The sequence below is a fragment of the Marinicellulosiphila megalodicopiae genome (assembly GCF_045862395.1).
In the GTDB taxonomy this organism is placed as follows: domain Bacteria; phylum Pseudomonadota; class Gammaproteobacteria; order Pseudomonadales; family Natronospirillaceae; genus Marinicellulosiphila; species Marinicellulosiphila megalodicopiae.
This window is the reverse complement of the sequence record NZ_AP023087.1, coordinates 3,093,348-3,116,028: the sequence shown is the minus strand read 5'-3', so window position 1 is coordinate 3,116,028 and position 22,681 is coordinate 3,093,348. Positions and strand designations below refer to the sequence as shown.

At 35.7% G+C, this 22,681-nt stretch carries 24 protein-coding genes; 14 read left to right on the top strand and 10 right to left on the bottom strand.

The annotated features are described in order from the left end of the window. Window positions 1-164 precede the first annotated feature (164 nt). Together speD and TYM08_RS13455 are read right to left on the bottom strand one after the other, a co-directional pair. Complete coding sequence (gene speD, locus TYM08_RS13460; RefSeq protein ID WP_422379666.1) at window positions 165-968, bottom strand: adenosylmethionine decarboxylase; 804 nt, start codon at window positions 966-968, stop codon at window positions 165-167. 30 nt (window positions 969-998) lie between these two features. Further along, window positions 999-1,412: an OsmC family protein gene (locus tag TYM08_RS13455; protein WP_422379665.1), complete on the bottom strand. Its 414-nt coding sequence runs from the start codon at window positions 1,410-1,412 to the stop codon at window positions 999-1,001. A 311-nt stretch (window positions 1,413-1,723) separates the two neighbouring features. On the opposite strand from TYM08_RS13455, the gene crp reads away from it, so the two are divergent. Beyond that, window positions 1,724-2,401, top strand: a complete 678-nt coding sequence (gene crp / locus TYM08_RS13450) for a cAMP-activated global transcriptional regulator CRP (RefSeq protein WP_422379664.1) — start codon at window positions 1,724-1,726, stop codon at window positions 2,399-2,401. Here the strand turns inward: crp and TYM08_RS13445 are convergent. Continuing rightward, window positions 2,379-2,750, bottom strand: coding sequence for a SirB2 family protein (locus TYM08_RS13445; protein ID WP_422379663.1), 372 nt, complete (start codon window positions 2,748-2,750; stop codon window positions 2,379-2,381). The genes crp and TYM08_RS13445 overlap by 23 nt on opposite strands. A 103-nt stretch (window positions 2,751-2,853) precedes the next feature. On the opposite strand from TYM08_RS13445, the gene TYM08_RS13440 reads away from it, so the two are divergent. Continuing rightward, the gene (locus TYM08_RS13440; protein ID WP_422379662.1) at window positions 2,854-3,948 is read left to right on the top strand and encodes a mechanosensitive ion channel family protein; all 1,095 of its coding nucleotides are present in this window, start codon (window positions 2,854-2,856) and stop codon (window positions 3,946-3,948) included. Window positions 3,949-4,027: 79 nt separating this feature from the next. Here the strand turns inward: TYM08_RS13440 and TYM08_RS13435 are convergent, their stop codons facing one another. Continuing rightward, window positions 4,028-4,981: a GGDEF domain-containing protein gene (locus TYM08_RS13435; RefSeq protein ID WP_422379661.1), complete on the bottom strand. Its 954-nt coding sequence runs from the start codon at window positions 4,979-4,981 to the stop codon at window positions 4,028-4,030. A gap of 599 nt (window positions 4,982-5,580) precedes the next feature. Between TYM08_RS13435 and TYM08_RS13430 the strand changes: the two genes are divergently transcribed. Further along, complete coding sequence (locus tag TYM08_RS13430) at window positions 5,581-7,242, top strand: nitrite/sulfite reductase (RefSeq protein ID WP_422379660.1); 1,662 nt, start codon at window positions 5,581-5,583, stop codon at window positions 7,240-7,242. Continuing rightward, window positions 7,226-7,699 (top strand): DUF934 domain-containing protein, encoded by a 474-nt coding sequence (locus tag TYM08_RS13425; protein WP_422379659.1) that lies wholly within the window; start codon window positions 7,226-7,228, stop codon window positions 7,697-7,699. Before TYM08_RS13430 ends, TYM08_RS13425 begins: the two co-directional genes overlap by 17 nt. Before the next feature lie 63 nt (window positions 7,700-7,762). Here TYM08_RS13425 and TYM08_RS13420 read toward each other — a convergent pair whose 3' ends face one another. Together TYM08_RS13420 and TYM08_RS13415 are read right to left on the bottom strand one after the other, a co-directional pair. Beyond that, window positions 7,763-9,409 (bottom strand): electron transfer flavoprotein-ubiquinone oxidoreductase, encoded by a 1,647-nt coding sequence (locus tag TYM08_RS13420; protein ID WP_422379658.1) that lies wholly within the window; start codon window positions 9,407-9,409, stop codon window positions 7,763-7,765. A 133-nt stretch (window positions 9,410-9,542) separates the two neighbouring features. Then, window positions 9,543-9,854, bottom strand: coding sequence for an isoamylase early set domain-containing protein (locus TYM08_RS13415; RefSeq protein WP_422379657.1), 312 nt, complete (start codon window positions 9,852-9,854; stop codon window positions 9,543-9,545). A gap of 137 nt (window positions 9,855-9,991) precedes the next feature. Between TYM08_RS13415 and TYM08_RS13410 the strand changes: the two genes are divergently transcribed. The 4 genes from TYM08_RS13410 to fabA all read left to right on the top strand — a co-directional run bounded on the left by TYM08_RS13410 (window position 9,992) and on the right by fabA (window position 13,466). Then, entirely contained in the window at window positions 9,992-11,383 is a 1,392-nt protein-coding gene (locus tag TYM08_RS13410; RefSeq protein WP_422379656.1) for an MFS transporter, read from the top strand. A 2-nt stretch (window positions 11,384-11,385) separates the two neighbouring features. Next, window positions 11,386-12,057, top strand: coding sequence for a single-stranded DNA-binding protein (locus tag TYM08_RS13405; RefSeq protein ID WP_422379655.1), 672 nt, complete (start codon window positions 11,386-11,388; stop codon window positions 12,055-12,057). A 67-nt stretch (window positions 12,058-12,124) separates the two neighbouring features. Continuing rightward, window positions 12,125-12,898, top strand: coding sequence for a DUF6597 domain-containing transcriptional factor (locus tag TYM08_RS13400; RefSeq protein WP_422379654.1), 774 nt, complete (start codon window positions 12,125-12,127; stop codon window positions 12,896-12,898). A 79-nt stretch (window positions 12,899-12,977) separates the two neighbouring features. Then, window positions 12,978-13,466 (top strand): bifunctional 3-hydroxydecanoyl-ACP dehydratase/trans-2-decenoyl-ACP isomerase, encoded by a 489-nt coding sequence (fabA, locus tag TYM08_RS13395; protein ID WP_422379653.1) that lies wholly within the window; start codon window positions 12,978-12,980, stop codon window positions 13,464-13,466. Window positions 13,467-13,520: 54 nt separating this feature from the next. Here fabA and TYM08_RS13390 read toward each other — a convergent pair whose 3' ends face one another. The 3 genes from TYM08_RS13390 to TYM08_RS13380 all read right to left on the bottom strand — a co-directional run bounded on the left by TYM08_RS13390 (window position 13,521) and on the right by TYM08_RS13380 (window position 15,331). Continuing rightward, window positions 13,521-13,895, bottom strand: coding sequence for a diacylglycerol kinase (locus TYM08_RS13390; protein WP_422379652.1), 375 nt, complete (start codon window positions 13,893-13,895; stop codon window positions 13,521-13,523). Between the two features lie 25 nt (window positions 13,896-13,920). Beyond that, a complete protein-coding gene (locus tag TYM08_RS13385) occupies window positions 13,921-14,313 on the bottom strand; it encodes a hypothetical protein (protein ID WP_422379651.1) in 393 nt (130 codons plus the stop codon). A gap of 79 nt (window positions 14,314-14,392) precedes the next feature. Next, window positions 14,393-15,331, bottom strand: coding sequence for an endonuclease/exonuclease/phosphatase family protein (locus TYM08_RS13380; RefSeq protein ID WP_422379650.1), 939 nt, complete (start codon window positions 15,329-15,331; stop codon window positions 14,393-14,395). Window positions 15,332-15,432: 101 nt separating this feature from the next. Here TYM08_RS13380 and TYM08_RS13375 point away from each other — a divergent pair, with 101 nt between their 5' ends. From TYM08_RS13375 to TYM08_RS13355, 5 genes are all read left to right on the top strand, one after another. Continuing rightward, window positions 15,433-16,683 (top strand): DUF4032 domain-containing protein, encoded by a 1,251-nt coding sequence (locus TYM08_RS13375; protein WP_422379649.1) that lies wholly within the window; start codon window positions 15,433-15,435, stop codon window positions 16,681-16,683. Beyond that, entirely contained in the window at window positions 16,680-17,603 is a 924-nt protein-coding gene (locus TYM08_RS13370; RefSeq protein ID WP_422379648.1) for an ABC transporter ATP-binding protein, read from the top strand. The genes TYM08_RS13375 and TYM08_RS13370 overlap by 4 nt, the downstream gene beginning before the upstream one ends. Further along, complete coding sequence (locus TYM08_RS13365; protein ID WP_422379647.1) at window positions 17,603-18,379, top strand: ABC transporter permease; 777 nt, start codon at window positions 17,603-17,605, stop codon at window positions 18,377-18,379. Before TYM08_RS13370 ends, TYM08_RS13365 begins: the two co-directional genes overlap by 1 nt. Next, window positions 18,376-19,200 (top strand): NADPH-dependent 7-cyano-7-deazaguanine reductase QueF, encoded by an 825-nt coding sequence (queF, locus tag TYM08_RS13360; RefSeq protein ID WP_422379646.1) that lies wholly within the window; start codon window positions 18,376-18,378, stop codon window positions 19,198-19,200. Before TYM08_RS13365 ends, queF begins: the two co-directional genes overlap by 4 nt. 72 nt (window positions 19,201-19,272) lie before the next feature. Next, complete coding sequence (locus tag TYM08_RS13355) at window positions 19,273-20,505, top strand: DUF418 domain-containing protein (RefSeq protein ID WP_422379645.1); 1,233 nt, start codon at window positions 19,273-19,275, stop codon at window positions 20,503-20,505. Window positions 20,506-20,827: 322 nt separating this feature from the next. Here TYM08_RS13355 and TYM08_RS13350 read toward each other — a convergent pair whose 3' ends face one another. Beyond that, a complete protein-coding gene (locus tag TYM08_RS13350) occupies window positions 20,828-21,046 on the bottom strand; it encodes a hypothetical protein (RefSeq protein WP_422379644.1) in 219 nt (72 codons plus the stop codon). 629 nt (window positions 21,047-21,675) lie between these two features. Between TYM08_RS13350 and TYM08_RS13345 the strand changes: the two genes are divergently transcribed. After that, window positions 21,676-21,936 carry a hypothetical protein gene (locus tag TYM08_RS13345; protein ID WP_422379643.1) on the top strand — a complete coding sequence of 87 codons (261 nt, stop codon included), beginning with the start codon at window positions 21,676-21,678 and terminating at the stop codon, window positions 21,934-21,936. Window positions 21,937-22,681: the final 745 nt, after the last annotated feature.

The window sequence follows — 22,681 nt, the reverse complement described above, 5'->3', positions numbered from 1 at the left end:
AAATTGTTTTCTGTACCGTTAATAAGGGGGATCAGGAAAATATCTGACTTTATAAAAATAACTAACTATATAGTAGAAGAAAAAATGGGCGATCAGCAATACGCTGGTTTGCTGCGCCCAAATTATTATAAAGTAACGGTTTAATCCGTTAGCCCATATATTTTTTATTTAGGTCCATTACTCATATTGCGTGAGTAAAAGATTTCCTGCATTTCTCGACGAATTCTTGCTTGAAGCTCATTGCGCTCTTCATCAGAAAATTCTTCAATACCTTCGCCAAATACATATTGATCTAAATCCACTGCTTTGGTTAGCATTTTGGTATGAAAGATGTTTTCTTGGTACACATTCACATCTAGCATGTCGTATGTATCTTTAGTGTCTTCGGATATGTAGTTTTGAATTGAATTGATTTCATGATCGATATAATGCTTTTGACCGTCCACATCACGGGTAAACCCACGTACGCGGTAATCCATTGTTACGATGTCAGAATCAAAAGAATGCAATAGAAAGTTTAATGCTTTTAATGGCGAGATAAGTCCGCAAGTTGATACGTCTATATCAACACGAAACGTTGAAATACCATTATCTGGGTGGCTCTCTGGGTAAGTATGAACGGTGATGTGACTTTTATCTAAGTGGCCAACAATTGCGTCCGCCAAAGGTCCTGGGGTCGGATCCATTTGTTTATCTGTTGGTTCAATTGGATGTTCGGCAATCAACATGGTCACACTTGCACCTTGTGGATCATAATCCTGTCTTGCGATATTAAGTATATTCGCGCCAATGATTTCAGTTACTTTTGTCAGTATCTCTGTTAAACGATCTGCATTGTATAACTCATCAATATATTCGATATATTCTTGTTTATGCTGTTCTGTTTTCGCATAACTAATATCGTAGATATTAAAACTTAAGGATTTGGTTAGATTGTTGAATCCAAATAATTTAATTTTATCGTGCATGAAGTGTATATTCTCAAATAATAATGTAAGTTAGGCGATGCTGTAATCGTGAGTGATCTCAACGCCAGCGGCTTCTAACATGATGGATGCGCTGCAGTATTTCTCAGCTGATAATTCAATGGCGCGTTTAACTAATGCTTCTTTTAAGTTATTTCCTTTTATATCGAAATGAATATGGATTTTAGTAAAAACAGAAGGCACGGCATCAGCGCGCTCAGCGTTTATTGAAGCTTCACAACTTGTGATGTCTTGACGAGATTTTTTCAAAATACTCATGACATCAAAACTTGTGCATCCACCTAATCCCATAAGAATCATTTCCATTGGACGAGGGCCTAGATTTTCACCACCGTGATCTTCTGGGCCATCCATTTGAATGCTATGACCAGTGCCTGACTCTGCTTTGAAACTGGCATTACCTGACCATTTGATTTTTGTGTTCATTTTTAAAACCTTTAATTACAAATATTAGTGAATAATAACACATAAATTATGTAGACTTAGTCAAATAAATTATGTGTATGTCTCATAAAACTGTTATTTGGTTGGCAAAAAAAATCAATTTATCACATAATCATGGAACATAAATTCTTTATCGTTTTAATGCTTGTCATATCTTGTAAGTTGAATTGCATCTTCGGACGGTATTGGTAGCTGGTTGGTTGTGTCATGAATCATAATGGCATACTATCAAATTAAATCTTAAATTGATCAAACAGTGATAGCTAGATAAGTAACTCGGGATACTAAAAACAATGATTATAAGAAATCAATTAGAGCATAAACATTTAGACTTCTTTCTTTCACAATGCCACCGTCGTCGATATCCAAACAAAACGACGTTGATTTACGCAGGGGATAAGTCAGATTCTCTGTATTATATTATTAAAGGATCGGTTTCGGTCATTATTGAAGATGATGACGGTCGTGAGATGATCATGGCGTATTTAAATACGGGTGATTTTTTCGGTGAAATGGGTTTGTTTGATGATATTCCTTCTCGTTCTGCTTGGGTCAAAACTAAAACAGAATGTGAGGTAGCTGAAATAAGCTATCAAAAATTTAAAGAAATTGCCTTAGAAGATACACGTATTTTGTATTTTATTGGCGAGCAAATGGCTTCTCGTTTACGTAATACAACGCGTAAAGTAGGTGACTTAGCCTTTTTAGATGTAACAGGTCGTGTAGCAGGTACGTTGCTAGATTTATGCAAACAGCCGGATGCCATGACACATCCAGATGGCATGCAAATTAAAATTACTCGCCAAGAAATTGGACGCATTGTTGGTTGTTCTCGTGAGATGGTTGGTCGAGTTTTAAAATCCCTTGAAGATCAGGGGTTGGTGAATGTAAAAGGTAAAACGATGGTCGTATTAGGATCTCGTGATTTTTTTATGGATGAATATAAATTTAAAATGGAACGACTTGTTTAGTAATGGCTACGGACGCAATGTAAATAAACATTAAAACCGCTGTAAAAGTCAAAATTGTTCTTAAATAAATAGGGCCAATTTGTTTGATCACAATGATACCTAGACCAATATAAATAACTAATGCGCCAATTTTAGCCAGAATCCAGTTTGCTAATCCGTAATCCATTAATAAAACAAGGCTGATTGCTGTAATTAATAGGAAAGTATCGATAATATGTGGAGTGATTTTGATCACTTTTATTTTCAACAGCTCTGGTTTGTAAAAAGAAAAATAAGCGCGAACAACAAAGCCAATAATTGAAAGTAAAGCGAGCGTCATATGGCTGTGTTTTAATATCGTGTAGATCATAAGTGAACCTTTTTGTTAGACTGTCGGATTATACAAAAATTTAAAATAAATAGATGCACTGCATATTATTGCAAAAACTAATCGATTTAAAGCGGAGAGAGCTATGTGGGAAAGTTTTATTGGGTTTGTCACTCAAGACTGGATGTTGATAACTAAGGTGTTTTTATGGGTAACATTGACACTCATATTCAACTTTGTAGTAAAAAAAATACTTGATCAATTAGAAAAACAAACCCTTAAAACAGACAATATATGGGATGACAGCCTTGTCTTTGCCGTACGATCCCCGTTACGTTTATTTATTTGGATTTATGGGATTAATATAATTTTAAATATTCTACTGAACTCAGAACAACAGGCTGAATTTGAAATTATTTTCAAATTTTTATACGCCTCTTTAACCGGAATTATTGCGTGGTTTTTAGTGCGTTTTTTAAGTCGAGTAGAAAGTGTATTACAAGATCCAGATCGAATGTCCCAGCCTTTAGATGCAACGACAGTTTCTGCAATCAGTAAATTGATGCGAGCATCGGTAATTATTACAGCAGCATTGATTACATTGCAAACTTTAGGAATACCAGTGGGAGGCGTGTTGGCCTTTGGCGGTATTGGTGGCATTGCAATTGGATTTGCAGCAAAAGATCTATTGGCAAACTTCTTTGGTGGTTTGATGATTTATCTTGATCGGCCGTTTACCGTAGGGGATTGGATTTGTTCGCCAGATAAAAAAATCGAAGGCACCGTTGAGTACATTGGCTGGCGATTAACCCGTGTTCGTAAATTCGATAAACGTCCACTATATATACCCAATTCAACATTTATGAATATTTCAGTTGAAAACCCTTCAAGAATGACTAATCGTCGAATTTATGAGCATGTTGGGGTGCGTTATAAGGATGCTTCAAAAGTAAAATCCATTGTCAGTTCAGTTGAGCAAATGATTAGAGCTCATGAAGATATTGATCAAAATCAAACCATTATTGTTAATCTTAATGAATTCGGCCCATCCTCAATTGATATTATGATTTATACGTTTACTAAAACCAAAGATTGGGTGACATATCATAAAGTTAGGCAGGCAGTATTGATGGAAATTTTAAATATTATTCATGAACACGGTGCGGATGTGGCATTTCCAACACAAACGATCTCACTTGAAAATGGGGATGTCTTAAAAGGCGATCACCAAGACGCTTGAAGTACTTTTAGTTAATAAAAAAGCTGCTCATTACCAAAATGCGCAGCTTTTTTTATACTTGATTGTTTTTTTAAATTAGTTATTGAACCATTGTTTTCTTGTTTGGGTTAGGGCGTTGGTTACAAATGGTTTGATTGCGACCATTGTTTTTGGCGCAATATAGGGATTGATCAGCCATATCTATAAATGCTGTAGCATCCATGCTGCTTTCGTATTTTGCCGCTCCAATACTCACTGTCACTGCCTTGTTTTGTTTCCCTAAAAATTGCGAATTCGCAATTTTTTCACGAATGCGTTCTGCTACAAATAATGCTTGATCTAAATCAGTTTTTGAAAGCATTACTAAAAACTCTTCACCTCCGTATCGATAACATACATCCGTTGTGCGTATTTGATCCATAATGATGTGAGCAGTTTGTTTTAAAACATCATCACCTTGTAAATGTCCAAATGTATCATTCACTTCTTTAAAATTATCGATATCAATCATCAATACAGCCAGTTTTGAGTTATAGCGTTTGCTTAATTCAATGTCTCTATTAAGGTTTGCATTCATCGCCATGCGATTATTTGCACCAGTTAATGGGTCAGTTAAGGCATTTTGAACTGCTTGACAATAGCGCAATGCATTACGTAATGGGTAAAGTAATAAATCCATAAGTGATTCAATATTTTCTAATTCGTTTTCGCTGAATCTCGCGCTTCGACAAAAAGTAATTTCACCAAAAAACTCGCCATTTGCACTTAGCTGATATTGGCAAGCTTGCCTGGTTTGTCTGCCAAGGGCTAATTTAATATTAAATGCACTGTATTGAAAGCGAACGCCCGTTAGGTTGATGACCGTTTGTAATTCTTCAAAAAATATTCCTATTAATTTTTCAATTTCAAGTGTGGTTTGTAATAGGCTAGTCACCCTTAAACGAAAATCTTGTAGAAAATGGACATTCAATTCAGGTGTATTGGCAATTTTACTAATATCAAAAATTTTATTCGATTCAGAGAATGTTGTTGGTGGTAAAAATTCTGAAGGCATGACATTTGACCTGTTATGTTTATTTGTGATTGATTTAGCCAGTAGTGTGCCAACAAATTAAAAAGGCATATCCATCATTAAACAATGGACAGTTTTTAAAAGTATTACGTTGGGCAAACCCAGTATCATTCTTTTGTGGCGCTATATGTAAAGAATAGTAACTAGATTCAAAAGAGGAAAGTTTATTTATAACATTTAATTACGTTGCCAATTAATTGCCAAGATAATTAAAAAAAATGAGTCAAAAAAGCATGGTTTGCTGTAAGGAAGGTAAACATAGGAAGTAATTAACCGTAAAAACGCAAAAACCTCGCAAGCGAGGTTTTTGGTTGTTCCATATTAGATTTAAGGTGATAAATGAGACTGAAATAAACACGCAATACCTTATATACTGGGGCTTCCTTGGCGTCTGTAAATCAGATGCAGGCATTATGGACTTTCTAAAATTTTTCGATATATCCATTAGTGCAAAGCCGTGTTGCACTAATGAAAGGTATGTCTTATTACTCAATTAACTATCAGTATAAAAAATAAATCATTTAAGGAATAAAAAGATAGCGTATAATCGTCGCCTTTTATGACCCCTGCAGGATTGATTCATGTATATTTACGATCAATATGATCAAACCATCATTGATGAGCGTGTTGCGCAATTTCGCGAACAGACCACTCGTTTCTTAAATGGTGAATTGACAAACGAAGAGTTTTTACCATTACGTTTGCAAAATGGCTTATATGTACAGCGCCATGCACCAATGCTACGTATAGCAGTTCCATATGGTTTGATTTCAAGTAAGCAAATGCGTGCAATTGCTGATGTAACTGAAACCTATGATAAAGGTTATGCGCATTTCTCCACTCGTCAAAATATCCAATTAAATTGGCCTGCTTTAGAGTCCGTGCCTGATATTTTGGCTGATTTAGCCAAAGTACAAATGCATGCGGTTCAGACTTCAGGTAACTGTATTCGTTCAACGACGTCTGATCAGTTTGCTGGTGTGGCAAAAAATGAGATCGAAGATCCAAGACCTTGGGCGGAAATTATTCGCCAGTGGTCAACGTTTCATCCTGAATTTGCTTATTTACCGCGTAAATTTAAAATCGCTGTAAATGGTGCAACTGATGCCGATCGTGCCGCAATTCGTATGCATGATATAGGTGTTCAGTTAGTTAAAAATGATCAAGGCGAAGTGGGTTTCCAAATTTTAGTAGGTGGCGGTTTAGGTCGTACTCCTATTTTGGGCGAGGTTATTGAGGAGTTTTTAGAACAAAAACACTTACTGACTTATTTAGATGCGATTGTTCGAGTGTATAACTTGAAAGGTCGTCGCGATAATAAATACAAAGCGCGTATTAAAATTTTAGTAAAAGCCATGGGAATGGATGCGTTTAAAGCATTGGTTCTTGAGCAATTTAATGCGATTAAAGACGGTGAAGGTACGCTAACGACTCAAGAAATTGATCGTGTTAAAGCACACTTTAAATCACCTTCATATAAGACATTAAGTGATTCTGATGCGGTTGTTGATCAATTAAAAGCTGATAACAAAGGCTTTAATAATTGGCTCACACGTAACTCACAAGCGCATCGTCAAGACGGTTATGTGTCTGTTACGTTATCGTTCAAAAAAGTAGGTTATGCACCAGGTGATGCGACTGCTAAACAAATTCGAGCAACCGCTGATTTAGCTGAAGAATTTGGTTTTGGTGAAATGCGTATTACGCATTTCCAAAACGTCGTGCTTCCTGATGTTGAAATTTCAAAACTTCCTGCATTGTGGGAAGCGTGTAAAAAACATGGTTTAGCTACACCAACTATTGGTACATTAACGGATGTTATATGCTGTCCAGGTGGCGATTTCTGTGCTTTAGCGAATGCCAAAAGTTTACCGATTGCTGAACAAATTTTAGCGAAATTTGATGATTTGGATTATTTATACGAACTTGGCGATATTGATTTAAATATCTCTGGTTGTATGAATGCATGTGGTCATCACCATATTGGTAACATCGGTGTATTAGGTGTGGATAAACGCGGCGAAGAATTCTACCAAATCTCATTAGGTGGCGCGTCGGGTCAAGATGCAAGTGTTGGTAAGATTTTAGGCCCTTCTTTTAAAGCAGACGATATGGGTGAAATTATTTCTAAAATTATCGATGTGTTTGTTGAAAAAAGAACAGGCGAAGAATTATTCATCGATTGTGTACGTCGTATCGGTTTAGATCCATTTAAGGAGCGCGTATATGCCAAATCTAATTAAGAATAACAACATTGAAGTGGATGCTTGGGAGTTGGTTCAAGAAGGTGAGTCTGCAAGTCAGGCAAACCAAGTATTGTTTCCTATAACTCAATTAAACGCTTTATCTTCTGTGAAAGATTCAGGTGTTTGGTTAGACAGCGATACTCAAATTGAGCAATTAGCAGAGCTAATTGGTAAAACTGAATTGATTGCTATTAACTTTCCTAAATTTGCAGATGGTCGTGGATATTCATTGGCGCGTATTTTACGCGATCAATTAAAATTCGATGGCGAAATTCGTGCAGTAGGGGATGTGTTACTTGATCAAGTATTTTATATGTCACGCGTTGGCTTTGATGCTTATTCATTACGTGATGATAAAGATGCTCAAAAAGTACAAGCGATGCTTGCAACGTTTAGTGATAGTTATCAAATCAGTGTTGATAAGCCAGTGCCGTTATTTAGACGTCGCGGTTAATTAACGCAATTTCATAAAAAAAGGCCAGAATTTCTGGCCTTTTTTGTGTCTGTTAATTATGCATTAAAACCCAGGATAGTTAGGTCCGCCGCCACCTTCAGGGGCAGTCCAAGTAATATTTTGCGTCGGGTCTTTAATATCACAGGCTTTGCAATGTAAACAATTTTGCGCATTAATTTGCAATTTTTGCTCATCTCCAATTACTTCATATACACCAGCAGGGCAATAACGTTGTGCAGGTTCATGATAAATTGGAAGATTGGTTGTGCTAAAAACGGATTCATCACTTAGTTTTAAATGACAGGGTTGGTCTTCTTCATGATTAGTATTTGATAAAAATACGGAACTTGGCTTATCAAAACTTATGACCCCATCGTATTTATCGTATTGAATTTTGTCGCATCGATCAGCCGGTTGTAGGGTTAAATGGTCTGGGGTTTTATCGTGTAATGTCCAGGGTAATTTCCCTTTAAAGATATTAATGTCTATAAATGCATAAGCGCCTCCAAGCCAAGCCCCCCATTTATGCACTGCAGGAGCAAAATTTCTTTGTAGGGTTAATTCTTGGTATGCCCAAGATTTGTTAAATTGAAATTCGAAGTGGGCTAAGTGTTTTACTACATGTTCTTGTTCAAACCCTTGCGCTATAACAATCGCAGCTTCAATTCCTGATTTCATGGCAGTATGACTGCCTTTTATTTTTGCGGCATTTAACGTGCCTGCGCTGCATCCTAATAGTAAACCACCTGGAAAATGCATTTTCGGCAGGGATTGAGGGCCGCCTTTGGCAATGGTTCTTGCGCCATAAACGAGGCGTTCACCGCCTGTTAGAATTTCTTTAATATGTGGATGCTGTTTAAATCGTTGGAACTCATCATAAGGACTAACATGAGGGTTGCTGTAGTTTAAATCGGTAATTAGACCCAGCACTACTTGATTGTCTTCCATGTGATATAAAAAAGACCCTCCAGTGCAATCGCTGTCCGATAATGGCCAACCTGCACCGTGTTCAACATGCCCTTGCTTATGTTTACTTGGATCAATTTTCCATAATTCTTTGATTCCAAGTCCAAAATGTTGAGGGTCGCAATCTTTATCAAGGTTATATTGTTTTATCAGCTGTTTTGAAATCTGCCCTCGAGCCCCTTCGCAAATTAAAGTAACAGGAGCCAGCAATAACATGGATTCAACAAAGCTGTCTTTTTGCTTACCTTGTTTATCAATGCCCATTTTTCCGGTTTTTACACCGATTACTTGGTTATTGTTATCTTTTATCGTTTCTATAGCGCAAAACCCAGGGAAAATTTCAACACCAAGCGTTTGTGCTTGCTCACCTAGCCAGCGGCATAAATTGCCAAGACTGATGATGTAATTTCCGTCATTGTGCATAGGTTTGGGAATTAACGAAGGTGACAGTGCTTTGACTTGGGTTTCACTGTCATACCACATAGTTTGTTCGCTGGTCACTTTAGTGTTAACAGGGCAATTCATGTCTTGCCAATTTGGAAATAATTCTTCAAGTGCTTTGGTTTCAAATAATGCGCCTGAAATTATATGAGCCCCAACTTCTGATCCTTTTTCTAAAACAACCACATTTAATTCAGCGTTTAGTTGTTTTAATTTAATTGCAGCGCTTAAACCAGCAGGGCCTGCGCCAATAATGACGACATCAAACTCCATGGTTTCATATTCAATATTTTCATCTGTCATGGATTCCCTCCAGGTAAATAGGGCCAAACTATTCTTGGTTATATAAACATTGCCTAGGGCAATTCATGACAATACTCATACTAAGTCATAATATGAGTATTGGTGTACTAGAAATGAGTAATGAAAGTTAAATTTACATTACATTAATCACTGAGTTTTCTACGCTGAACTCAGGGATCGGCCAATATGCATCAGCTTGGATGTCATTTTGCCATTGTTTGTCATCAATTAAGTATCGGTATTGATATGCTTTGCCAGGATTCAGTTGAATTTCAATTTTAAAGTCACCATTTTTAAGTGGTTGCATTTCTAAAGAGTCTGTTTTCCATTCATTAAATTCACCCACTAAATTGATTTTTTTAGCGCCTTGGGCCGCTTTTTTGGGTACACGAAACGTGCAGTTAAATTGTTCTTTTGTTTTTACGTATTTTTTTGAGATTGGCATGAGTTACCCCTAAGTAATTAATTGCTCAAAATTAGTATAGTTCAATATTTTTAACGCGAAAGAAATTTGGATAAAGATGAATGAAAATTTCCAAAGTGGTATCATTCGCCTCTTTTTAATTTTGAGTATTACTTTGTATGAATGCCATTGAAAAACGCGCTTTATCCACCTTAGCCAGTTTGTATGCGTTACGAATGATGGGGTTGTTTATGGTGTTGCCGTTATTGTCTTTATATCATTCAGACTATAATGCCAGCGAAAGTTTGATGGGAATCGCATTAGGTATTTATGGGGTTTCTCAAGCTTTGTTTCAAATTCCCTTAGGGATGTTGTCGGATAAAATTGGTCGTAAACCTGTGATTGTAGGTGGGTTAATTTTATTTGCTGCAGGTTCGTTAATTGCAGCATATGCGCAAACAGGCGGTTGGCTGATTGTTGGTCGTGCTTTACAAGGCTCAGGAGCAATAGCTGCATCAGTTATGGCGTTATTAACAGACTTAACTCGTGAAGAAAATCGAACAAAAGCATTGGCTGTAGTAGGCATGATTATTGGCTTATCTTTCTCAGTGGCGGTTGTTTTAGGGCCGATACTGGCCAATTTAGTTGAATTGTTTACCGGTTTTAATGGGTTAAGTGGCGTGTTTTTCTTAACGGCGGTTTTTGCGGTTTTAGGCATTTTTGTAGTGATATTTTTAGTGCCATCGCCAAATGAGCAACATGCTCATGCTGACCACCGTTGGGCGAAAGGTACGTTTAAGCGTGTGATGAATAATCCACAACTTTGGTTGATGTGTGTATCTGTGTTTTTATTGCACTTAAGCTTAATTGTCATGTTTTATGTGATTCCAATGAAGCTTAACCAAATTGGTATTACGCAATCGATGCACTGGGTTGTCTACATCATAGTGGTGGTGGTAGGGTTTGTTGCCATGATCCCAATGATGATAATGAGCGAGAAATACCACAAAGGTGCGAAATTATTTAAAATATCCGTTTTAATGATTATGTTTGTTTCATTAATTTGGACATTAATCGATACAAACCAATGGTTTTGGCTGTTGCCATTTTTATTATATTTTGCAGCCTTTACCTTTATAGAAGCAACGCTGCCATCATGGATTAGCCGAATTGCTCCGGCCGGAGGCAAGGGGGCGGCAATGGGATTGTTTTCAACGTTTCAGTTTATTGGTGCGGCGATTGGTGGCATTATGGCGGGCGTATTGTATGATGCGTTTGATCAAAATATTCAAACTGTATTTTTAGTCTTATTTGTACTACAAATTGTATGGTTGGTTTTGATATGGAAAATTCGACAGCCGGCTACGTTAGAAAACGTATCACTTGAAATTACAGCTAAAAACGAAGAACATGCACAACAACTTAAAACACAATTATTAGCCGTCACCGGTGTTGAACAAGCTGAAATTTTATTAGATGAACAGTTAGTTTGTTTAAAAATTTCCAAAGTGGAAACATCTGGCGAACAAATACGCGCTAATATCGACAATATTATAAAGAAGGGTAAATAAAGATGGCAAAAGGCAGTGTAAATAAAGTAATCGTCTTAGGGCGATTAGGACAAGATCCAGATGTAAAAGCTACCGCAACAGGAGCGCAGGTTGTTAACTTGTCGATTGCAACAACTGAATTAGGTCGTAAGGATCAAGCAACTGGTCAGCGTGGCCCCGACCAAACTGAATGGCATCGTGTTGTGTTGTTTGGCTTTTTAGCTGAAAACGCGGCTACTTATTTACGAAAAGGCTCTCAGGTTTATATTGAAGGTCGTTTACAAACGCGTAAATGGCAAGATCAAAGTGGTAATGATCGTTGGAGTACTGAAATTGTTGGTAATGAAATGCAATTTCTTGGTGGTGGGCAAAATACCCAAAACGCTCAACCACAACAAGGTGGATATCAACAACCAGCACCAGTGCAACAAGCTGCACCTCAAGGTGGATATCAGCAACCAGCACACCAAACAGCACCAGCTTCTGCACCTCAACAAGCTGCACCTCAACAAGCTGCACCTCAACAAGCTGCACCTCAACAACCAGCACCGCAGCAACATTATAATCAAGCACCACCAAAGCCTGCTTATAATCAGCCACCTGCTCAACCTAGACCTGCTGCGCCACAACCTGCTGCGCCACAACCCGCGCAAAGTAATGGGTTTGATGATTTTGATGATGATATTCCATTCTAATTAATGGGGTTCGATTATTAGAAAAACCATTCAATCGAATGGTTTTTTTAGTTTTAAGTGGGGATTAATGTTAAAGCAGTATCACAGTTTTCAACCGACGTTATGCCAGTCTGGTTTGAATCGGTTTGGCATAAAATGTCAACAACGTTTTCCGAGTGAACCCCTTGAGAATATTGTCTATTCATTTATTCAAATCAATATTGACCAACCAACCACTTACCCCGTTATACCTGATGGCATGATCAATTTATTTATGTCTGAAACGGCCATGTTTATTTCAGGAATGCAAACTCAAACTCAAATCCTTCCATTAATGCAAACAGGCAAATACTTTGGTATTCGTTTTTATCCAGGGGCGTTAAGTCGTTTATTTAATTTGGATATGGAACACATGAATGGGCAGCATTTAACAACGGACATTATTACAGATAGTGCGTTTTCACAGCTTTTAACTATATGCTTCGAGGCAAAGGGTTTTGAACAGGCAGCTAAGTGTTGCGAACAATGGTTTATCAATAAAACCCACAAAGACAATAAATTAAAAGTAAACGAAGCGTTGAATCTGATCGTTAAACATCATGGTGCTATAAAGGTACAATCCTTGTCAGACTCAGTGAATTTAAGTGCACGTCAGTTAAATAGACAATTTTTGCAATATGTCGGCGTGAATACAAAGACCTATTCTCAAATCATTCGCTTGCAACAAAGTGTGAAGCAACTTTTAGCCAATTCCTCTGTATTGAATGCAAATAATGATTATTACGATCAATCCCATCAAACCCACAGTTATCAGCGCTTTTTATCCATAACGCCTCAGTCCTTACTAAAAAAATTCAGCTAATCGATCAAATGTCCGATTTTTACAATCAAATACTTTCATAAATTGAGACTCTATTAGAAATTCATAACGAGTCACTAAAATGAACTACTTAAACGAACAGATTCTAGACATGACAGAAGGGTTATTCTTTGGCGAGGGCAATGCTCAGTTGCCAAATGATTTAATGTTGATGATCGACGAAATGGATGTCATCACTAAAGAAGGTGGCAATTATAATAAAGGCTACATTCAAGCAAGCCTGAATATTAAACCGGATCATTGGTTTTTTGCATGTCACTTTAAAAGCGATCCAGTGATGCCTGGGTGCTTGGGTTTAGATGCATTATGGCAATTATTGGGTGTGTATTTAGGCTTTTCAGGTTTAAAGGGTAGAGGGCGTGCATTAGGCGTAGGGGGCGTGAAATTCACAGGACAAATATACCCCAATGCCAAACAGATTGTGTATCAAATACATATCAAACGTGTATTTTCAAAACCAATGTCGATGGGGATTGCGGAGGGTTTTGTGTTATTAAATGATAAGGTGATTTATCAGGCTAATGATTTAAAAGTGGGATTAATCAAATAATAAAAACGAAAAAAGCCATTCAATGAATGGCTTTTTATAGTCTGATTAATCAGTTTAAGTTAGATAGTTTGTATAAATAATCGCGGCCCATAATACAAAATATCCTATCAAAGCAAGGCTCACAGCAGCAGAACCAATGTCTTTAGCGCGGCCTGAAAGTTCGTGTTTTTCTAATCCTACTCGATCTACCACGGCTTCAATGGCACTATTAAGTAATTCCACAATCAGCATAAACAGACCTGCAAAGATGATGATTGCCATTTGCCAAACATTGACACAGATAAAAAAAGCGACAGGTACAGAAATCAAAAATAAAAGTGTTTCTAGACGAAACGCTTCTTCATTTGTAAAGGCTGCTTGTAACCCTTGTTTTGAAAATTTCACCGCATTAAATAATCGTTTAATGCCTGTGTTTTCTTGATTTGCCATGTTTAAGTCCTTGATACTTGTTGTTCTAAAACAAACTGCCATGGGGGATGAATTTGTTGTCGGTATTGGCTTTCATCCAATCGATGATCCTTTTTTCAGGAAAGGCCTTTCTTGATTTTAAAAGTTTACCAATCCAAACAACCGGTGATTTATCCAAACATGCAAAGTCATCCACTTTCACTTCTAATAAAGTAAACACTTTCATTAATTGGGTTAATTGCTCGTCATTTAGATGATCAACGTTCGTTTTCCAAAATGCTAAATTTTGTTTCATTAAGGGTTTGATTCGATTAAAAAAATCGTGATCAAACTGAGATTGAATATCTAGAATTTGATCGTCGGTTAATGCTAATAACTGCGTTAAATCGTTATGACTTAATTCAATGCTTTGGGATGGATCCCAGCTACCAATGCTCATAATACTTCCAAAATTTTAAAAAGTGCATTTTACCTGTCGCAACTTACGCTCACAACCTTTTGCTTAATTAGATGAGCCTTTACCATTGTATGGTCAAAAAAAGTGGACGATGATCCGATCCATTATATTCGAGTATTTGTATGTCAAAATTATGAAATTTATCACTTATTAAAATATGATCAATTGGCAAACTTAAAATGGGAATATGCACCAATTTACTGGGCCAGCTGTGTAATAAACCGTTATTGTTTCTAGCTTGAATTAATTTTGTATCGTTAATCAAGCGTTTGAAAGCGAAACTAAACGGCGTGATATTGAAATCTCCAGTGACAATCAACGGCAGTGTTTGATCAATTATATGATTGGTTAACTGTTTTAAATGGATGTTACGACTTAAAAACATACTTTGTCCAAGGGGAGGCATTGGATGTGTTGTAATAATTTTAATTGGTTTTGTACTATGATCATTTTGTGGAATTTGAACCACAGCTTCAATACTAGGCAACATTAAAGAGTCAAAATATAATATTTGATGTGACAATATTGGGTATTTTGAGTAAAGAGCAATGCCAAAATTATCATGTTGAGGCTGTAAAATTTGATATGGATAGGATGTTTTCAAGGAGAATAAAGAGCTTTGAATTTTAAAACTGAATTCTTGTATTGTAATTACATCAGGTTGAGTTTGAATGATTTGTTGCAAAATTTTCTCAGGAGTGTCATTGGTTGATAACACATTTGCATTATAAATCGAAAAATTATCGCGCAACAGTTCAGATGTATTGACGGTATTTCCAATCGTAACGAATTGCATTAAAGGAAGTAGGCTTAAACTTGTTGAAATTAAAGAACCAATGACCCAGGTTGTTTGTTTTTTATACAAATAATAAAGCAAACAGGCAACACTTATCATACAAAGCAGTAATGTGAAGTGTGTAAATATTTCTAGCCACCACCAAGGTTGAGGCAGATACAGTAAAATCGAAAAAATTAAAGTGCAAACAACAATAAAACTCATAAATGTCCAATATATTAAATAGTATCAGTAGCGACTAATTGAATTTTACCGACTATAATAGCAACGAGCATTTCTGCCCAGCATCTATTTAAAGTTTTTTTATGAAAATCCGTATTTATTCTCCTTCATCTTCTCTTGCTAGTTTAGGTTACCCTTGGTCACGTCATTTGAATGATTGGCCTGATCAATGTTTTGTGGATGTCCCCCGTGGTATTCATCGAAACGTAGTGAAATTTATTTCCTACGAAGGCACCGTATACGTATTAAAAGAATTACGTACCCATGTGGCAAAAAAAGAATTAGATAATTTACACAAGCTTGAAGAACTTGGTTTACCCGTTGTAAGAGCAGTAGGGCTTGTTGAAAAGCGTGACGAAGGCGTTGAAGATGCAAGTAATGTATTCACACAAGCGCAGCCGTTAATTAAAGATATGTTTGATCGAGGTTTATTGATCACACAATTTTTAGAGGGTTCATTACCGTATCGAGTGATTATTCAACGTGGTATTAATTACACCAAACTTGAACAAATGCTTGATGCATTGGCGCAGCTGCTTGTTCGATTGCACTTGGTGGGTTTTTACTGGGGCGATTGTTCGTTCTCAAATACATTATTTAAACGCGATGCTGGGTTATTAACTGCGTTTTTAGTTGATGCAGAAACCGGTGAAACTCACAAAAAATTATCCAAAGGCCAGCGAGAGTACGATTTAGAGCTCGCGCATTTAAATATTGCAGGAGACCTTATGGATTTAGAGGCGCATTGTGGTTTGCCAAATAATTCTGATCCTGTTGATTTAGCTAATTTGTTAGTGTCTAAATATCATTATTTATGGGCACAATTAACAGACCCAATTGAAATTGGCGCTAACGAACAACACAAAATTGATCAATTTATAGAACGTATTAATACCCAAGGTTACGACATTGGTGAATTAGAGTTAGACACCATTGATCGAGGAAGAAGATTGATAGTAAAACCTGTCAACGTAGAGCCTGGTTTTAACCGAAAACAATTACAAAAACTCACAGGTTTATTGGTGGGTGAAAACCAAGCCAAACGATTATTACAAGACATCCACAGGTATCAGCCTTATATATCAGGCTTAAATAATCGTGAATTTAGTTTGGGGGCGGCGGCACGTCGTTGGTTAAATGACATTTATCAAACCAGTTTGGATATGATTGATTTTAAATTGCGCGATCAGTTAGATGACGCAGAAGTGTTTCATGAAATATTAGAACATCGCTGGTATATATCCGAGCAACAGAAAAAAGACTTAGGCACAATTGAGGCCACTAAATCTTATGTGAATTTAAGAGTCAAACAAATAAGAGAAGCGTCATTATGAGTGAATATGCATTAGAAATTAAAGACTTGAAAAAAGTATACGGTGACGGCTTTGAAGCATTAAAAGGCATAAATTTTAAAGTAAAAAACGGTGATTTTTTTGCTTTGTTAGGCGCAAATGGCGCAGGTAAATCCACCACACTTGGTATTGTGTCGTCATTGGTGAATATCACAAGTGGTGAGGTAAAAGTGTTTGGAAAAGATTTAGCCAAACATCGTGATGAAGTAAAACGAAAAGTGGGTGTCGTGCCCCAAGAGTTTAACTTTAATATGTTTGAAAACGTCATAGATATTGTTAAACAACAAGCGGGTTATTACGGATTACCTAAAAAAATAGCCGAAGCAAATACAGAGAAATATTTAAAAAAGCTAGAACTATGGGATAAACGCGACACCTGCTCTCGATTTTTATCAGGGGGCATGAAACGTCGTTTAATGATTGCGCGCGCCTTAGTGCATGAGCCAGATCTATTAATTTTAGATGAACCCACAGCAGGTGTAGATATTGAAATTCGTCGTTCAATGTGGGACTTTTTAATCGAGTTAAATCAAGCGGGTAAAACGATTATTTTAACCACGCATTATTTAGAAGAAGCGGAAACATTGTGTAAAAACATCGCCATCATCAAACAAGGCGAAATTATTGTTGATACGTCGATGCGCGAATTATTAAGCCGTTTAGATAAATCGACCTTTGTATTTGATCTAGAAGCACCTGTTGAAGGTGTGACGTTGCAAAACAATATGACACTAACCCAAGACAATCAATTAGAAGTGGATGTAAAAAAAGGCCATTCATTAAATGAAGTGATGCACTTTTTAGTAGAAAACGACATTCATGTACAAAGCGTGCGTCCAAAAACCAATCGTCTTGAAGAAATGTTTGTAGGGTTAGCGCATCAAGATACGGAGAAAAAATAATGAATCAAATAAATTGGGTCGCGTTTCATACCATCGTTAAAAAAGAAATACGCCGTTTTATGCGTATTTGGATGCAAACATTATTACCGCCGGCTATTACGATGGTTTTGTATTTTATTATCTTTGGCAATTTAATTGGACCACGTATAGGTGAAATGGGCGGGTTTGATTACATGGCGTTTATTGTGCCGGGTTTAATTATGATGAGCATCATCACCAACTCATACGGTAATGTTGCATCGAGTTTTTATTCTAATAAATTTCAAAAAAGTATCGAAGAATTATTAGTGGCTCCGGTTTCTAACCCTGTAATATTAATGGGGTATGTGATTGGTGGTGCAGCTCGTGGTCTTGCAGTGGGTTTAATTGTGACATTGCTTTCGTTATTTTTTACTAAATTACATATCCATAATCTATTTGTAGTATTAAGTGTTTCAATTTTAACAGCGATTGTATTTTCATTAGCTGGATTTATTAACGGTGTGTTCGCCAATAAATTTGATGACATTTCTATTATTCCAACGTTTGTATTAACGCCGCTTACTTATTTGGGTGGCGTGTTTTATTCTATCTCTTTATTGCCTGAGTTTTGGCAAGTGGTGTCTCAGTTTAACCCTATTTTATATATGGTTAACGCCTTTCGCTACGGCATATTAGGTGAGGCAGGATCTGACGTTAATATTTGGTATTCATTTTTTATGCTTGCTGTATTTACAGCGATATTATTCGCATACAGTTTGCGATTATTAAATAAAGGAGTGGGAATCAAACAATGAGTGATTCAGCTAACTTATCGCCATTGGGCAAAGAAGTCATTTACAAAGACACTTATGATGCCAGTTTATTATTTGGCATTGACCGAATAGAAAACCGAAATAAACTTATCATCAATGATGAATTAACCGGCGTAGATATCTGGAACGGCTATGAGATTTCATGGCTCAACCCTAAAGGTAAACCCGTTATTCGCCAAGCCGTGTTCAGCATAAATTGCCAAACACAAAACATCATAGAATCTAAATCCTTTAAATTGTATTTAAACTCGTTTAACCAAAACCAGTTTAACGATCAGTCTGAAGTCATCGAAATTATGCAGCGTGATTTATCTGCTTGCGCAAATGGTGAAGTGAGTGTTGAGTTTTTTAACGTAGGTCAAATCAATAATGCACAGGATTTTTCAGAATTTGAGTGTATTGATGAATTAGATGTTGATATTAATCAATACGATGTAGATGCGAATCTATTAAATGCCGATGCAACATCGCTGGTATTAAACCAAAAATACGTATCACACCTTCTTAAGTCTAATTGCCCGGTAACCGGTCAGCCAGATTGGGGCAGTGTATTTATCGCGTTAGATGGCCCTCAGCTTGATCAAGAAAGTCTATTGAAATATTTGATTTCTTTTAGACAGCACGGTGAGTTTCATGAACATTGTGTAGAGCAAATATTTTGTGATTTAAATCGTTTGTTTAATCCAAGCAGTTTATTGGTCTGTGCAAAATACGTCAGACGTGGCGGGCTGGATATTAATCCAGTTCGTGTGAAAAATATGGATGTGGAATTGGTAAAAGGCATTCGTGTTTCTAGGCAGTAAAAAATAGAATTAACGATCTGAAAAAAGATCGTTAATTCACTTTATTTAATAATGTATGTATTAAGGAATATTATGACAACTTCACCTATTGATGCCCCCTGTGTTGAAAAGCGAATATTAAGTATTGATGTCGTTCGAGGCATTGCTTTATTTGGTTTGCTGCCTATGAATATTTTAGCCTTTGCGCTGCCATTATCTTCATATTTCACCCCTGCTGATTATCAAGGGGAGTTATTGAGTTCTTATATCAGTCATTTTTTTACAAGTATAATCTTTGATCAAAAAATGATGGGAATGTTTTCATTTTTATTTGGTTGCAGTATTGTGATTATGTCGAAAAGAGAAAATAATAAAATTTCCCGCCCTTGGGTTAGGCACTATTTAAGAAATTTTTGGTTGTTAATTTTTGGAGTCATACACGCTATTTTTATTTGGGAAAATGATGTATTAAGTGTGTATGCCCTTTGTGCTTTTTTTATCTATCCACTTATTTTACTTCCCCGTCTATATATCCTGTTTATTAGTATTGGATTATGGTTATGTGTGTTGGGTTTGTCTGTGTATTTAGGGGCCAGTATTTCATCTGTTGTTGAAAATTCAAATAGTCATTTTTATTCTTTTAATTCAAGTTCTAATCAAATTGCCGAATATTCTGCCATGTTTTTAACAGGGTATATAGATGGAATAACGGCTCGTTTCGATTTTATAGAAATAATAACTCATGTAGATACTTTTATTCTTGAAATATTTACATATAGTGCGTTTTTAAGAGCCCCTAGTTTGATTTTGTTAGGCGTGGTGTTTATAAAATATGACGGTTGGAGTAAAGTGATTTCAAAGTCGGTATTGAATAAAGCATTAGTTATAACGGGCGTTTGTTACTTATTATCTGCAATAGGTTTTTTTATAAATGTGTTTCAGAACTGGAATATTGAAGTGTATTTTAAAGTGAGTAGCATCATTAATCAGTTAATTACGCCAGTATTAGTAGCCACTTATATTATTATCATTATGTATGCAGTACAAAATAATTATTTACAAACAGTATTTAAATTATTAGCCAATGCAGGTCGTATGGCATTTACTCTTTATATTATGCAGTCGTTATTAATGACGTTTGTGTTTTATGGTTGGGGATTAGGTTTGTTTGGTTCTTTAGATCGTTTTCAGCTGTGGGGTGTGATTATCTGTACTTGGATCATCCAACTTGGTTTTGCTAATTTATGGTTGTATTATTTTAAACGAGGACCACTGGAAAATGTATGGCGGGTGCTTAGTTTTAGTTTTAAAACTAAAAAAGCATAAAACTAAAAATGGCCTTCAATATTGAGGCCATTTTTGTATTAATGATCTTAAAACTCATGACAATCATTAGGAATATCCAACGCTCCAAACTGGTAAGGTCTTGCTTGTATAATAATCAATTCATCCTGTCATTTAAATATTTAAACTCCATCTCCATAGTAAAAAAACGCGCTGTATCGTCGAGATCAATAATCGGTTTAAAGTGATTTTGACTCGCGTTTAATGAACAGGCTACGTTTTCAACTTCTTCTGTTAGTACAAAATCATCCGTTAAACTGTTGTTACTTCGGTAACTTATTCTCGGTGGTCGATTAGACTTTATTTAAAAAATTAGCTGTTCGCTAATTATTGAAGGTGAAGGGTTGGTGGTACTAGTTTCACCAATTTGTGAATTATTATAATTTTGATCACCACTAGTTGGGTACAAAATCTCACGTGCAACGACTACACCAAATGCAATCTCATTAGAAAAAATTAGATGCAATAATATCCCTATGTCGACGATACTCTGATCAATATTGGAGTGTTTTTTTATCTTCATAAGCGCATACATTTCACAAACTTTTTGAATTCAAGTTAGAATAGATTCAAAAACTCAAGTTATAAATATGGTCAAATTTAAGGTTGATAATGTCAGAATGTAATTAATTTTGTTGGTTTTAATATAAATATTAGTGTTTACAAAGTGAATTGATTACTTGAAATTCCCTCTAATTTTAATCAATTTCGAATGTGACAGTGTGTCACTTTAGTGCTTTATTTATAGGTTATTTCTCGTTTTTTATCTAACAATCTGTCACATTTTATAAAAATAGGTCTCAAATATTTTATTAAACTACTATTTAAGAGAAAATGTACATGTTTTGATAATGCAATAGGGTGAAAAATTATTCGTAGTGCGAGAAAATACTCCGTGTAGTATTTTAAAAAAAAGTTTAGCGCCAAAATAAGTTTATGTTGCATAACTTATATTGATTGTTTTTAAAATGTAATCTTCGGGGTTGTTACATATTTCGAAGTAAAACAATCGTTTAAATGATTTATTTTGAAATGTGATCAGCATTATTTTATTTATGTTCAAATGTGCGAACGAATAAAATTAGCATTGTTTAAAGAAGAAATTGGGCCAGATTTTAATAATATTAACGAACGAATAATTGAGGGTATAAAATGGAAACAATAATCGATAGTGAAGCTTCACAAAATAGCACTCAAAATGAAGAATTTTCAAAATTAAAAATTAGATTAAAACAAGTTCTGACTTTGGATCATCAAATTCAAAGTAAACAGCAATCAGATTCGTTTAAATTTAAATTGGAAAAAGATATCGGTCGAATCCAAAAGTCTAAAAGTTTGAAACATATTTGGGCAGTAAAAGAACAGAACCATGAATTGCAACAAGAATCAGTACAAGAGTGTTTAGAAAGTTGAATTTTTAAAGTTAAACTTTTAAAATTAAATTGAAAAAGATTATCTGTCATAATATTTAATACCGACCAGAAGACAATTGTGCTATGGGTAAATTCTCAAAATATTTATTGCATTTGAAAAATGTAAAATTTAGTACAGGTTAAAAGGCTTCACTGATTTAGAAAGTCCTATTCTTGGTAATGGAAACCAAGGATTAGGGCAATGCACGAGTAATTGCCAATGTTGACGAGCCATTTAGGTATAAATTGCTTTGTTTCTGGCATGGATGTCAGTTCTTAGGTATTTAGTACTTAGTTTTTTCAGTATCATAAAACCTGTGATTTTTCAAAAAAGTCGAGTCATTTCGTTTCGACAATTGCTGCGCCCTTCGTGCCTATATGACACACCGAAAAACCCTTTTTAAATTATAGGTTCCTTAATGATTACTGCATGATATAACATGACAAGTTGACTCTATTTATATCAAACAGGTCTAAAAATTTAATTGAATCGATCATATTGACAATCGAAGGTATGAATACTATAAGGAAGTATAGACACGCTTGTGTCTACACAGATCACAATTTAGATCACAATTCCCCCAGCGACTAAAAATAAATGGATTTTAATTTATAAAGAAGCATGAAAATGCACTTCTTTAAATTTTAGATTTTAAAATTCTAAGAATGCTATTTAAAGGGATCAATTATCCAGTTGATGTTTAATATCCAGTTGATGTTTAATATTTTACTTGAATATAATAAAT